Origin of the sequence: Hydrogenophaga sp. IBVHS2, assembly GCF_002127215.1 — a bacterium.
Taxonomy (GTDB): domain Bacteria; phylum Pseudomonadota; class Gammaproteobacteria; order Burkholderiales; family Burkholderiaceae_C; genus Hydrogenophaga.
In genome coordinates this window covers 503,963-517,530 of record NZ_NFUT01000001.1, presented here as the reverse complement: position 1 = coordinate 517,530, position 13,568 = coordinate 503,963, and the positions used below count along the sequence as shown (strand labels likewise).

The window sequence follows — 13,568 nt, the reverse complement described above, 5'->3', positions numbered from 1 at the left end:
TCTGAATTGACACAGCGGGTGGACCGGCGTACAACGGCCGGCATGTCCCGTCCCGCCCTGTCCGCCGTCACCGAGCTCTTCAAGCCCATCACCTGGTTTCCGCCGATGTGGGCCTTCGCCTGCGGCGTGGTGGCCTCCGGGGTGTCCATGGACGGCCGCTGGTGGCTGGCCCTGGTGGGCGTGGCGCTGGCCGGTCCGCTGGTGTGTGCCACCAGCCAGGCCGTCAATGACTGGTTCGACCGCCATGTGGACGCCATCAACGAGCCGCAGCGCCCCATCCCCTCGGGCCGCATGCCCGGCCGCTGGGGCCTCTACCTGGCCGTGGGCTGGACGGTGCTCTCGCTGCTGGTGGCCACGGTGCTGGGCCCCTGGGGTTTCGGCGCTGCCGCGCTGGGCCTGCTGCTGGCCTGGGCGTACAGCGCCCCGCCGCTGCGCCTGAAGGAAAACGGCTGGTGGGGCAATGCCGCCTGCGGCATCAGCTATGAGGGCATCGCGTGGATCACCGGCGCTGCGGTCATGGCCGGGGGCGCCATGCCGGGCGGCGAGTCGCTGGTGCTGGCGGCCCTCTACAGCGCGGGCACGCACGGCATCATGACCCTCAACGATTTCAAGGCCGTGGCCGGCGACCGGCGCATGGGCGTGCGTTCGCTGCCGGTGCAGCTGGGCGTGGACCGCGCCGCGCGCGTGGCCTGCTGGTTCATGGCGGTGCCGCAGGTGCTGGTGATCGGCCTGCTGCTGCACTGGGAAAGGCCCCTGCATGCCGCCGGTGTCGGCGCACTGCTGCTGGTGCAGGGCGTGCTGATGCGTCGGTTTCTGGCCAGCCCGACCGAACGGGCCCTGTGGTACAGCGGCTTCGGCGTGCCGCTGTTCGTGGCCGGCATGATGGTCAGTGCCTTTGCGCTGCGCAGCCTGGGGGTGGCGCCATGACCGATTTCGGCTGGTCGCGCATCGTCCGCATCGGTCTGGTGCAGGCCTGCCTGGGTTCCATCGTGGTGCTGACCACCTCGACCCTGAACCGGGTGATGGTGGTCGAACTCGCCCTGCCCGCCTTGTTGCCGGGCCTGCTGGTGGCCCTGCACTATGCGGTGCAGATGGCACGCCCGCGCATGGGCTTCGGCTCGGACGTGGGACAGCGCCGCACACCGTGGATCTTGGGCGGCATGGTGGTGCTGGGCACCGGCGGCGTGGTGGCGGCATCGAGCACGCTGTGGCTGGCCAGCCAGCCGGTGATCGGCGTGCTGGTGGCCACACTGGGCTTCGTACTGGTGGGTCTGGGCGTGAGCGCGGCCGGCACCTCGCTGCTGGTGCTGCTGGCCAAACGCGTGCCCGAAGGGCGCCGCGCCGGTGCGGCCACCCTGGTGTGGATGATGATGATCCTGGGCTTTGCGCTCACCGCCGGCACCACCGGCCGGCTGATCGATCCCTTCTCGCCGGAACGCCTGGTGGCGGTGAGCGGCAGCGTCTCGGTGCTGGCCGTCCTGGTGACCCTGCTGGCGCTGCGCGGACTCGAAGGCCCGGGCGGTGCAGCGCTGCGGCCCACGCCGGCCGACGCGCCGCGACCGAGCTTCCGGCAGGCCCTGGGCCAGATCTGGGACGAGCCGGTGGCCCGCCGCTTCACCGTCTTCGTGTTCGTGTCGATGATCGCCTTCAGTGCCCAGGACCTGATCCTGGAGCCCTTTGCCGGCACGGTGTTCGGCCTGACCCCCGGCGAATCGACCCAGCTCTCGGGCCTGCAGAACGCCGGTGTGCTCGGCGGCATGCTGCTGGTGGCGGCCGCCGGCGCGCTCGGGCAGCGCTGGTCGCGGGTGCCTGGCTGGCGCCATGTGGGCTCGCTGCGCGCCTGGGCGGTGGGCGGATGCATGGCCTCGGCCATGGCCCTGGGCGGACTGACGCTCGCCGGCCTGCAGGGTGCCGGCTGGCCGCTGCAGGCCAATGTGTTCCTGCTGGGTGTGTGCAACGGCGCGTTCTCGATCGGCGCCATCGGCTCCATGATGGCGCTGGCATCCCAGGGCCGGCACGGCCGCGAGGGGGTGCGCATGGGCCTGTGGGGCGCGGCGCAAGCCATCGGCTTCGCCCTGGGCGGGCTGCTGGGCACCGCCGCCGCCGACCTGTCGCGGGCCCTCCTGGCCGACACCGGCACCGCCTATGCCGTGGTGTTCGGCATCGAGGCGCTGGCCTTCGTGGCCGCCGCCGCACTGGCTTCCCGCGTCTCCACCGCCACCCCCTTGATCCGGGCACCGGAGGCCGCCCCGCGGCGCGCCGATGCCTTCCCTGTCCCCACGGCCGCCATCGGCCAGCACCAGAGGCCCGCTGCATGAACTCCGACGACATTTACGACGTGGTGGTGATCGGCGGCGGACCCGCCGGTGCCACGGCGGCCCAGGAACTCGCCCGCCAGGGCCATTCGGTGCTGCTGCTCGACCGCGAGGGGCGCATCAAGCCCTGCGGCGGGGCGATCCCGCCCCGGCTGATCCGCGACTTCGACATTCCCGACCACATGCTGGTGGCCAAGGCCCAGTGCGCCCGCATGATCGCACCCTCCAGCAAGCATGTGGACATTCCGATCGAGAACGGCTTCGTCGGCATGGTGGACCGGGCCGAGTTCGACGAGTGGCTGCGCGAGCGTGCCCGCGGGGCCGGGGCGGTCCGACAGAGCGGCCAGTTCACCCAGCTCCAGCGCGATGCCGACGGCACCACCCGCGTCAGCTGGCAGCCCAAGGGCAGCCGCACACCGATGAGTGCGCGCGCCCGCAGCGTGATCGGCGCCGACGGCGCCCGCTCCGAAGTGGCCCGCCAGGGCGGCGTGCCCGGGGCGGAGAAGACCCGGTATGTGTTTGCCTATCACGAGATCGTGCGCGCGCCGGAGCCGGCCGAGCGCAGCGCCGATTACGACGGCGCCCGCTGCGACGTCTACTACCAGGGCCGCTTCTCGCCCGACTTCTACGGCTGGGTGTTTCCGCACGGCGGCACGCTGAGCGTGGGCACCGGCAGCGCCGACAAGGGTTTCTCGCTGAAAGGCTCGGTGGCGCGCATGCGCAAGGCCAGCGGCCTGGACGGCCTGGAAACCCTGCGCCGCGAAGGCGCCCCCATCCCGATGAAGCCGCTGCCGCGCTGGGACAACGGGCGCGACCTGGTGCTGGCCGGCGATGCCGCCGGCGTGGTGGCACCGGCGTCAGGCGAAGGCATCTACTACGCCATGCTGGGCGGCCAGCTGGCCGCGCAGTCGGTGCACGAGCTGCTGACCACCGGCGACCCGGCCAGCCTCAAGCTGGCCCGCAAGCGCTTCATGCGCGAACACGGCACCGTGTTCCGGGTGCTCGGCATCATGCAGTGGTTCTGGTACGGCAGCGAGAAGCGGCGCGAACGCTTCGTGAAGATCTGCGAGGACCGCGATGTGCAGCAGCTCACCTTCGAGTCCTACATGAACAAGAAGCTGGTGCGCAAGAAGCCCATGGCCCATGTGCGCATCTTCCTGAAGGATGTGGGTCACCTGCTGGGCATGGCGCGTGTCTGACGCATGGCAGGCCCTGGCGTGACCCTGTCGGCCGACGCCCTGCTCCTCCTGCTCGACGGCATCCTGGCGCTCACCGTGCTGGAAGCGGTGGTGCTGACCCTGCACCACCGTCGCACCGGCGCCGGCGTGGCACCGACCGACGTGCTGCCCAACCTGGCGTCGGGCCTGTGTCTGATGCTGGCGCTGCGCAGCGCCCTGGCCGGATGGCCCTGGCCGCTCACCCTGGGCGGGCTGGCGGCCTCGGGCCTGCTGCATGCCTGGGATCTGAGGCGGCGCTGGCGTCGCCCCTGATCACCCCGGCATGCCGGTTCTTCAGCCGGCCTTCTTGACCCAGGCCGAGCACCAGCCCTTGGCGGCCACCTGCTTGCCCGGGAAGATGCCGCAGCCGCCGGCGGCGTCGGTCGCCTTGCCCACGAACAGCTGGCAGTTGCTGCACTGCTGGGTGGCGGCGTGCTTGGGGTACTTCTTGGCATCGACCTTGGTGGTGTCGGCCGCATAACCCAGCGACTGTGCCTGCGGGGAAGCCGGATCGACCATGGCCGGCGCCTGGGCCATCGCGGCAGAACCTGCCATCAGGGCGGTACCGCCGGCGGCGACCTGCATCATGAACACGCGACGGCTGGATGCGCCCAGGAAACTCTTCTTCGACTCATTCATGTGTGACCTCTTTCGTGGGTGGGGTTGAACGAACACGCCGCATGCTAGGGCGCCGCACGTGAAGGTTGACTTAAGCCCCGCATGCCCGACTGCGGCGGTGCGCCATTGGCCCCCGGGGTGATCGCCTAAGATTGCCGGTTTTGCGCCGCCACCCCTCCGTCCTGCCGATGCCCAGCCCCACGGAAACCGCCGCCGGCACTGCAGCGGCCCCCGACCTCTCGCTGCACACCCCCATGATGCAGCAGTACCTGACCATCAAGGCCGGGTACCCCGACACGCTGGTCTTCTACCGCATGGGCGACTTCTACGAGCTGTTCTACGACGACGCCGAGAAGGCCGCGCGGCTGCTGGACATCACGCTGACCCACCGCGGCCAGTCGGCCGGCCGGCCGGTCTCGATGGCCGGCGTGCCGTTCCATTCGGTGGACAGCTACCTCTCGCGCCTGATCCGTCTGGGCGAGTCGGTGGCCATCTGCGAGCAGGTGGGCGACGTGGGCGCCAGCAAGGGCCCGGTGGAGCGCAAGGTGGTTCGGGTGGTCACGCCCGGCACGCTGACCGACGCCGAACTGCTGTCGGACAAGACCGAAGCCATCCTGATGGCCGTCCACCCCGGCGCCCGCACCGGCTGCGGACTGGCGTGGATGTCGGTGACCCAGGGTGTGGTGTTCCTGGCCCAGTGCGACTCCGATGCCCTGGCCGACTGGGTGGCGCGCATCGGCCCCGGCGAGCTGCTCTACAGCGCCGAGGTCACGCCGGCTTTCGAGAAACGGGTGCAGGCGCTGGCGGCCGCCTCGGCCACGGGCCGGCTGGTGGCGGTGGTGCGGCCGGCCTGGACCTTCGATGCCGGCCTGGGCCAGCGCAAGCTGCTGGAACAGCTGCAGGCCGCCAGCCTGTCCGCCTGGGACGCCCAGGACCTGCCCGACGCCCATGCGGCCGCCAGCGCCCTGCTGGCCCATGCGGAGCACACCCAGGGCCGGGCCCTCACCCATGTGCGCAGCCTGCAGGTGGCGCGACCCGACGACCGCATCGACCTGCCCCCCAACACCCGCCGCAACCTGGAGCTGGTGCAGACCCTGAGGGGCGAATCCAGCCCCACCCTGCTGAGCCTGCTGGATGTGTGCCACACCGGCATGGGCAGCCGGCTGCTGCGCCAGTGGCTGCTGGAGCCGCCGCGCGACCGCGCCGTGGCCCGCGCCCGGCTGGCCGCCATCGCCGTGCTGCGCAGCGGATCGCCCAGCGCGTTGTGGCAGCGCCTGGGCGCTTCGCTCAAGGGGGCCAGCGACGTGGAGCGCATCACCGCGCGCACCGCGCTGCGCCAGGTCAAGCCGCGCGAGCTGGTGGGCCTGGGCCAGACGCTGCAGCGCGCCGCCGCCCTGGCCCGCGAACTGCAGGCGGTGCAGCCGCCGGCCGGCGGTCTGCTGGCGCGCATCGCCGCCGACCTCTCCCCGCCCCCGGGCTGCGCCGATCTGCTGACCGCCGCCCTGCTGCCCGAGCCGTCGGCCCTGGTGCGCGACGGCGGCGTCATCAACGACGGCTTCGATGCCGAGCTGGACGAACTGAGGGCCATCCAGAACAACTGCGACGGCTTCCTGATCGACCTGGAAACCCGCGAGCGCGCGCGCACCGGCATTGCCAACCTGCGGGTGCAGTTCAACAAGGTGCACGGCTTCTACATCGAGGTCACGCAGGGCCAGCTCGACCGCGTGCCGGATGACTACCGGCGCCGCCAGACCCTCAAGAACGCCGAACGCTTCATCACCCCGGAACTCAAGGCTTTCGAGGACAAGGCGCTGAGTGCCCAGGAGCGCGGCCTGGCGCGCGAGAAGTGGCTGTACGAGCAGCTGCTCGACGCGCTGCAGGACCATGTGCCGGCCCTGTCGGCCCTGGCGCGCGCCCTGGCGACCCTGGATGTGCTGTGCGCCCTGACCGAACGTTCGCTCACCCTGGGCTGGTGCGAGCCGCAGTTCGTGGCCGAGCCCTGCATCGACATCCGCGGCGGGCGCCACCCGGTGGTGGAAGCGCGCCTGAACGAGACCACTGGCGGCGCCTTCATCGCCAACGACACCGTGCTCGGCCCGAAGGCCCGCATGCAGGTGATCACCGGGCCGAACATGGGCGGCAAGAGCACGTACATGCGGCAGGTGGCGGTCATCGTGCTGCTGGCCAGCATGGGCAGCCATGTGCCGGCGCAGTCGTGCCGGCTGGGGCCGATCGATGCCATCCACACCCGCATCGGCGCAGCCGACGACCTGGCCAACGCCCAGTCCACCTTCATGGTGGAAATGACCGAGGCCGCGCAGATCCTGCACGCTGCCACGCCCGAGAGCCTGGTGCTGATGGACGAGATCGGACGCGGCACGTCCACCTTCGACGGTCTGGCCCTGGCCGGCGGCATCGCGGCCCACCTGCACGACCGCTCGCGCTGCTTCTGCCTGTTCGCCACCCACTATTTCGAGCTGACCGAATTCCCGGCCAGCCACCACGCGGCCGTGAACGTGCACGTGAGTGCCACCGAAGGCGGGCGGGGCGGCATCGTGTTCCTGCACCACATCGAACCCGGGCCGGCCAGCCGCAGCTACGGCATCCAGGTGGCCCGCCTGGCCGGCGTGCCCACGCCGGTGGTGACGCATGCGCGGCAGGCATTGGCGGCCCTGGAGGCGCACAGTGAGCAAAGCCGGGTGCAGGTCGACCTGTTCGCCCCGCCCGCGCCCGAGGAAGCCCCCGAACCCCATCCGGTGGTGGCCGCCCTGGCCGCCATCGACCCCGACGCCCTGAGCCCGCGCGATGCGCTGGACCAGCTCTACCAACTCAAGAAACTCATCGGCACCCCATGACTTACTGCGTCGCCGTGAAACTCAAGGCCGGCATGGTGTTCCTGTCGGACTCCCGCACCAACGCCGGTCTGGACCAGATCAGCACCTTCCGCAAGATGATCATCTACGAGCGGCCGGGCGACCGCTTCATGTGCCTGCTCTCGGCCGGCAACCTGAGCATCGCGCAGTCGGTGCGCGAGATCCTGCAGGTCGAGCGGCTCGATGACGGCGAGGATGCCGAACCGCTGACCATCTGGAACGCCACCAACATGTTCGACGCGGCACGGGTGCTGGGCTCGGCCATCCGCCATGTCTATGAACGCGACGGCGAATCGCTCAAGCGCGCCGGGGTGGACTTCAATGTGTCCATGCTGTTCGGCGGCCAGATCGGCACCGAAGGCATGCGCCTGTTCCAGATGTATGCGGCCGGCAACTTCATCGAGGCCACCGGCGAGACACCGTTCTTCCAGATCGGCGAATCCAAATACGGCAAGCCGGTGCTCGACCGGGTCATCAACCCGGACACGCCGCTGGACGAAGCCGCCAAGTGCGTGCTGGTGTCGATGGACTCGACCCTCAAGTCCAACCTGTCGGTGGGCCTGCCGCTCGATCTGGCGGTGTACGAGGCCGGGCGTCTGAGCTCGGACCGCATCACCTGCATCGACGAGAACAACCCCTACTTCCGCATGGTGCGCAGCACCTGGGGCGAAAAGCTGCGCCAGGTGTTCGACGAGATCGACCGCCCGGTCTGGGACGGCAGCCCCACCGATGTGCCGCTCATGGGCTGCAGCACCCGCAGTCAGCCGCTCAAGAAGATCGCCACACCGAAAGAGAAGCTGATCTGATGATCATCTTCTCGCACGCCAACAGCTTTCCGGCCAGCACCTACGGCGTCCTCTTCAAGTCGCTGCGCGCGCGCGGCCATCAGGTGCGGGCGCTGGAAAAATTCGGCCACGATCCGGCCTACCCGGTCACCAGCAACTGGCCGCACCTGGTGCAGCAGCTGGCCGACTTCGCCGGCGCCGAGATCGCGCGCCATGGCGCACCGGCGTGGCTCGTGGGTCATTCGCTGGGCGGCTTCCTGAGCGTGATGTGCGCTGCCCGCCATCCGCAGCTGGGCGGCCACGGGGTGCGCGGGGTGGTGCTGATCGACTCGCCGGTGCTGGGCGGCTGGCGTGCCCGGACGCTCGAACTCGTCAAGCGCACCCAGCTGGTGGGCTCGCTGTCGCCCGGCAAGATCAGCCGCAAACGCCGCCACCAGTGGCCCGACCGCGACGCGGCGATGGCCCATTTCGCGGGCAAGCGCAGCTTCGCGGCCTGGCACCCGCAGGTGCTGGCCGACTACATCGACCACGGCACGGTCGATGTGCGGACGCCGCACGGGCCGGCCCGGGTGCTGGCCTTCGACCGCGACGTGGAGACCGCCATCTACAACACCCTGCCGCACAACCTGGACCGCCTGCTGCGGCGGCATCCGCTGCGGTGCCCGGTGGGCTTCATCGGCGGCACCGATTCGCAGGAGATGCGCCAGGTCGGCATGGCCATGACGCTCAGGCTGGTGGGGCGGGACAGGCCCCGAAGGCTGCAGATGATCGAGGGCAGCCACCTGTTCCCGATGGAAAAACCGCTGGAGACCGCCGCCGCCCTGGAGCAGGTGCTGGCCGATCTTTCCGGACCCTGAAAGCCGGGCACCAGTCCGTGACGGCTGGGTATATGCTCGGAGGCAGCACCGGCCGCCCCACCATGCCACACCATCCGCCCCCACCCGACTCTCTGGCCGGCGTCGACGCATGGTCCGAAGGCAGCGTCCGGCAGCGTCCCTGGCCGGTGCGGCTGGGGCGCGTGCTGATGCAGTGGCGACCCGACAAGCACCCGCTGTGGCTCCGCCTGACGGTGGCGCTGGTGCTGACCCTGCTGGCCGCCTGGCTGCGCATGGCGCTGGCGCCGGCGGAATCCGGTGGCCGCTTCATCACCCTGTCGCTGGCGGCCGCCGTGTCGGCCCTCTACGGAGGCTTCCGGGCCGGCATGTTCAGCACGGTGGTGGGCATGCTGGTCATCAACTACGCGCTGGTCAAGCCGTACTTCAGCCTGGCCTTCGACGACCCGGTCGAGGCGTTCTGGCTCAACCTGTGGCATCTGATCACCCAGCTGGTGGTGGTGGGTGCGATCGCCCTGATGCAGCGGCAGAACCGGGCACTGCGGCGGGCCACCGAACTCGCGCGCCGCACCGGACAGCGGCTGAACGACACCTTCGAGGTGAGTGCCGTGGGCATGGCCCACAGCCACATAGACGGCCGCTGGATCCGCGTCAACCGCACCTACTGCCAGCTCATCGGCTACACCGAGGCCGAGCTGCTGCAGACCCGGTTCGAGGACTTCACCCACCCCGACGATCTGGCCACGGATCTGGAGCTGCTGCAGCGGGCGCTGCGGGGCGAGATCGCTCACTACTCCATCGAGAAGCGCTACATCCACCGGCTCGGCCATGTGGTGTGGGTGCAGCTCACGGTGGCGCTGGTGCGGCAGCCCGACGGTGCCCCCGACTACCTGATCGCGGTGGTGCAGGACATCTCGCACATCAAGTCGGTGGAACAGGCGCTGCGCACCACCGAACGGCTGCTCAGCCAGGCCCAGGTGCTGGCGGGCATGGCCAGCTGGCAGGCCGACATGCGCACCCGGCGTTTCCTCACCCTCTCGGGCTCGCACGTGGTGCTGGACCTGCCGGCCGCCGAACTGGCCGCCGAGGAGCTGCGCGCCATCACCCACCCGGACGATCTGCCCATGGTCGACCGCACCTGGGCGGCGGCGGTCAAGGGCCTGCTGCCCTACAACATCGAATACCGGCTGCGCATCCGCGACGAATACCGCTGGTTCTCGGTGCGCGCCGAGTTCGAGCGCGACGCCTCGGGCCGCGCCCTGCGGGCGCTCGGGGTCACGCTGGACATCACCGGCCGCAAGCAGGCCGAGCTGGAGATCCGCCAGCTCAATGCCACGCTGGAGGAGCGCATCCGGGAACGCACCCAGGCCCTGCAGGCGGCCTACGACGAGCTGGAGAGCTACTCCTACGCCGTGGCCCACGACCTGCGCTCGCCGCTGCGCATCATCAACGGATTCGCCTCGGCGGTGGTGGAGGACGAGGGCGGCCTGTCGCCCTCGGGCCGGCAGCACCTGGACCGCATCATGCTGGCCAGCAAGAAGATGGGCGAGCTGATCGACGGGCTGCTCAAGCTGTCCCAGGTGTCACGGGGCGAACTGGTGCGCCAGCCGGTCAACCTCAGCGACATGGCCCAGCGGCTGCTGTGCGAGCTCTCGGCCACCGAGCCGGGCCGTCAGGTGCACTGGGAGGTGGAGCCCGGCCTGCAGGCCCTGGCCGATCCACCGCTGGTGGAGGCGGTGCTGCAGAACCTGCTGCACAACGCCTGGAAGTACTCCGCCCGCACGCCGCAGGCCCGCATCCGTGTGACCCTGGACAGCCTGGACGGGGTGCGTGCCTTCTGCGTGGCCGACAACGGGGCGGGCTTCGACATGGGCCGCGCCGCCAAGCTGTTCCAGCCGTTCCAGCGCCTGCATGGCCCCCATGAGTTTGTCGGTCTGGGCATCGGCCTGGCCACGGTGCGGCGCATCGTGGTGCGCCACGGCGGTCTGCTCAAGGCCGATTCGGCCCCGGGTCAGGGCGCCAAGTTCTGGTTCACGCTGCAGCCGCCGCTGGAACGCTGACCGACAGGGCACCCGGCCTCAGGGCGTCCAGTCGATCCAGCCGCCCCAGGCGGTCAGCAGGATCAGCGCCCCGAACACGATGCGGTACCAGGCAAACGGCACGAAGGTGCTGGTGGAGACGAACCTCAACAGCCAGCGCACGCACACCCAGGCCGACAGCCAGGCCGTCACCATGCCCACCACGAACATGGGGATGTCGGCACTGCTGAGCAGGTGGTGGTGCTTGTACAGGTCGTACACGGCGGCACCGAACAGCATGGGAATGGCCAGGAAGAAGCTGAACTCGGTGGCGGTGCGCCGGTTCATTCCCAGCAGCATGCCGCCGATGATGGTGGCGCCCGAGCGGCTCACCCCCGGCACCAGGGCCACGCACTGCACCAGACCGACCTTGAGCGCATCGGTCCAGCACATGTCGTCCACGGCCTCGACGCGCGACGTGCCCCGGCGGGCCTGCAGCCGCTCGGCCCACAGGATGACGAAGCCGCCGGCAATGAAGCCCATGGCCACCACCGTGGGCGTGAACAGAACGGCCTTGATCACGTCGATGAACAGCACACCGGCCAGCGCCGCCGGAAAAAAGCCGATCAGCACGTTGACGGTGAAGCGACGGGCCACCACATCACCGCGCGGCAGGCCGGCCACGGTGGACCACAGGCGCTCGGCATAAAGGGAGACGATGGCCAGGATGGCGCCGGTCTGGATCACCACCTCGAACAGCTTGATCTTCTCGCCCGGCATCTTGAGCAGGGCCGCTGCCAGGATCAGGTGGCCGGTGGACGACACCGGGATGAATTCGGTCAGGCCCTCGACCACGCCCATGATGGCGGCCTTGAGCAGCAGGATGAGATCCATGGAGAACTGGAGCGAGTAAGGACAGCCCGCCATCGTACCCGGCGCGCGGGTCCGGGCCCGGATCACTCGTGGCGCAGTGCCTCGATCGGCAGCAGCCCCGAGGCACGCCGCGCCGGGTAATAGCCGAAGAACACGCCGACCAGCGCGGCAAAGCTGGCAGCCAGCACCACCGCCTGGACCGACATGCTCACCTCCCAGCCCGCCACCTCGGCCGTGGCCCAGGTGGCCGCCGCGCCCAGCACCACACCGATGGCCCCGCCGATCAGGCTGAGCGTGACCGCCTCGATCAGGAACTGCGCCAGGATGTCGCGCCCGCGCGCCCCCACCGCCATGCGCAGGCCGATCTCGCGGGTGCGTTCGGTCACGCTGACCAGCATGATGTTCATGATGCCGATGCCACCGACGATCAGGCTCACGCCGGCCACGGCCGAGAGCAGCCAGGTCATGACGCGGCTGGCCTCTTCCTGGGCCTGCAGCACCTCGGACAGGTTGTTGACCGAGAAGGTGTCGTCGCCCTCCTCCGACACCCGCAGCCGCTGGCGCAGCAGGTCGCGCACGCTCTGCTCGGTGGCCTTCATGTCCTGGCCTTCGCGCACCTTGACGAAGATGGTCCAGATGCGGCGCACATTGCCGCCGGCGTTCCAGATGCGGTTGCGGAAGGTCGACATGGGCATGACCACGATGTCGTCCTGGTCCTGCCCGGACGCGTTCTGGCCCTTGCGTTCCAGCACGCCGACGATGGTGAAGGGCACGCCGCGCACCCGGATGACCTGGTCCACCGGGTCCTGGTCGCCGAACAGCTCGCGGGCCACGGTCTGACCGATCCAGGCCACCTTGGCCGAGCCGCTCTGCTCGGCCGGCTCGAAAAGTCGACCGCTGGCCAGGGCCCAGTCGCGCACGTCGAGGTACTCGTTGGTGGTGCCGAAGATGGTGGTGTTCCAGTTGGCGTTCTGCGCCACCGCCTGGGCCGTGGTGCGCGAGCCGGGCGCCGCGGCCTGCACCTCGGGAATCTCGGCCATGATGGCCTGCACATCCTCCTCGGTGAAGCGGGAGCGGGTCTGGGCGCCCTGCCGCACGCCGGCGGCCGACAGGCTGCCCGGCAGCACCAGCATCACGTTGGAGCCGAGCGATTTCATCTGCTCCTGCACCCGCTGCGTGGCACCACCGCCGACCGCGATCATGGTGATGACCGCCGCCACGCCGATGATGATGCCCAGCATGGTCAGCATGCTGCGCAGCTTGTTGGCCCGCAGCGAACGCCAGGCGCTGCGGATGGCGGTCAGCGTGTTCATGCCGCCACCTCGCGCACCGCGCCGTGCACCGGCACCTGCAGCGCGTCTTCCACCACCCGGCCGTCGCGGAACACCAGACGGCGCTGCGCCCAGGCCGCTATGTCGCTCTCGTGCGTGACCATCACGACCGTGATACCGCCGGCGTGCAGGCCGGAGAGCAGCTGCATCACCTCGTCGCTGGTGCGCGAATCGAGTGCTCCGGTGGGCTCGTCGGCCAGGATGAGCGAGGGCTGGTTGACCAGGGCGCGGGCAATCGCCACCCGCTGCTGCTGGCCGCCCGAGAGTTGCGAGGGCGTGTGGTGCGCACGCTCGGCCAGCCCCACCTGGGCCAGCGCGGCCAGGGCGCGCTCCCGGCGCTGCGGCGCCGGCACGCCGCCGTACACCAGCGGCAGCTCCACGTTCTCCTGCGCGCTGGTGCGGGGCAGCAGGTTGAACTGCTGGAACACGAAGCCGATGCGGCGGTTGCGCACCTCGGCCAGCCGGTCGGGCGGCAGGTCCTGCACCGGCTCGCCGGCCAGCCGGTATTCGCCGGTGTCGGGCCGGTCCAGACAGCCCAGCACATTGAGCAGCGTGCTCTTGCCCGAGCCCGATGCGCCCATGATGGCGACGAACTCGCCGGCCTGGATGTCCAGCGACACACCGGCCAGCGCATGCACCGCCTGGTCGCCGGTGCCGTAGGTCTTGTGCAGGTCGCGGATCTCGATCAGGGCCATGGCGACGGCC

General features: G+C 70.2%; 12 protein-coding genes. 8 read left to right on the top strand and 4 right to left on the bottom strand.

Features of this window, described 5'->3' with window-relative positions; all coding sequences use genetic code 11:
- Nucleotides 1-18: 18 nt before the first annotated feature.
- The 4 genes from chlG to CAP38_RS02565 are packed head-to-tail and all read left to right on the top strand — an operon-like array spanning nt 19 to nt 3,805.
- A complete protein-coding gene (gene chlG, locus CAP38_RS02580; protein WP_256924210.1) occupies nt 19-927 on the top strand; it encodes a chlorophyll synthase ChlG in 909 nt (302 codons plus the stop codon).
- Nucleotides 924-2,318, top strand: coding sequence for a BCD family MFS transporter (locus CAP38_RS02575; RefSeq protein WP_086119302.1), 1,395 nt, complete (start codon nt 924-926; stop codon nt 2,316-2,318). The genes chlG and CAP38_RS02575 overlap by 4 nt, the downstream gene beginning before the upstream one ends.
- Nucleotides 2,315-3,514 carry a geranylgeranyl diphosphate reductase gene (locus CAP38_RS02570; RefSeq protein ID WP_086119301.1) on the top strand — a complete coding sequence of 400 codons (1,200 nt, stop codon included), beginning with the start codon at nt 2,315-2,317 and terminating at the stop codon, nt 3,512-3,514. The genes CAP38_RS02575 and CAP38_RS02570 overlap by 4 nt, the downstream gene beginning before the upstream one ends.
- Before the next feature lie 3 nt (nt 3,515-3,517).
- Nucleotides 3,518-3,805, top strand: coding sequence for a hypothetical protein (locus CAP38_RS02565; RefSeq protein WP_086119300.1), 288 nt, complete (start codon nt 3,518-3,520; stop codon nt 3,803-3,805).
- Nucleotides 3,806-3,826: 21 nt separating this feature from the next.
- On the opposite strand, the gene CAP38_RS02560 is transcribed toward CAP38_RS02565, so the two are convergent.
- Entirely contained in the window at nt 3,827-4,171 is a 345-nt protein-coding gene (locus CAP38_RS02560) for a high-potential iron-sulfur protein (RefSeq protein ID WP_256924209.1), read from the bottom strand.
- A 167-nt stretch (nt 4,172-4,338) separates the two neighbouring features.
- Between CAP38_RS02560 and mutS the strand changes: the two genes are divergently transcribed.
- From mutS to CAP38_RS02540, 4 genes are all read left to right on the top strand, one after another.
- Nucleotides 4,339-7,005 carry a DNA mismatch repair protein MutS gene (gene mutS / locus CAP38_RS02555; protein WP_086119299.1) on the top strand — a complete coding sequence of 889 codons (2,667 nt, stop codon included), beginning with the start codon at nt 4,339-4,341 and terminating at the stop codon, nt 7,003-7,005.
- Nucleotides 7,002-7,829: a proteasome-type protease gene (locus tag CAP38_RS02550; RefSeq protein WP_086119298.1), complete on the top strand. Its 828-nt coding sequence runs from the start codon at nt 7,002-7,004 to the stop codon at nt 7,827-7,829. The genes mutS and CAP38_RS02550 overlap by 4 nt, the downstream gene beginning before the upstream one ends.
- Nucleotides 7,829-8,665: an alpha/beta fold hydrolase gene (locus tag CAP38_RS02545; RefSeq protein WP_086119297.1), complete on the top strand. Its 837-nt coding sequence runs from the start codon at nt 7,829-7,831 to the stop codon at nt 8,663-8,665. The genes CAP38_RS02550 and CAP38_RS02545 overlap by 1 nt, the downstream gene beginning before the upstream one ends.
- Nucleotides 8,666-8,727: 62 nt before the next feature.
- Nucleotides 8,728-10,701: a PAS domain S-box protein gene (locus tag CAP38_RS02540; RefSeq protein ID WP_179188434.1), complete on the top strand. Its 1,974-nt coding sequence runs from the start codon at nt 8,728-8,730 to the stop codon at nt 10,699-10,701.
- Between the two features lie 18 nt (nt 10,702-10,719).
- Here the strand turns inward: CAP38_RS02540 and CAP38_RS02535 are convergent, their stop codons facing one another.
- The 3 genes from CAP38_RS02535 to CAP38_RS02525 all read right to left on the bottom strand — a co-directional run bounded on the left by CAP38_RS02535 (nt 10,720) and on the right by CAP38_RS02525 (nt 13,558).
- Entirely contained in the window at nt 10,720-11,553 is an 834-nt protein-coding gene (locus CAP38_RS02535; protein WP_086119295.1) for an undecaprenyl-diphosphate phosphatase, read from the bottom strand.
- A gap of 62 nt (nt 11,554-11,615) precedes the next feature.
- Nucleotides 11,616-12,845: an ABC transporter permease gene (locus tag CAP38_RS02530; RefSeq protein WP_086119294.1), complete on the bottom strand. Its 1,230-nt coding sequence runs from the start codon at nt 12,843-12,845 to the stop codon at nt 11,616-11,618.
- Nucleotides 12,842-13,558 carry an ABC transporter ATP-binding protein gene (locus CAP38_RS02525; RefSeq protein ID WP_086119293.1) on the bottom strand — a complete coding sequence of 239 codons (717 nt, stop codon included), beginning with the start codon at nt 13,556-13,558 and terminating at the stop codon, nt 12,842-12,844. The genes CAP38_RS02530 and CAP38_RS02525 overlap by 4 nt, the downstream gene beginning before the upstream one ends.
- Between the last annotated feature and the right edge of the window lie 10 nt (nt 13,559-13,568).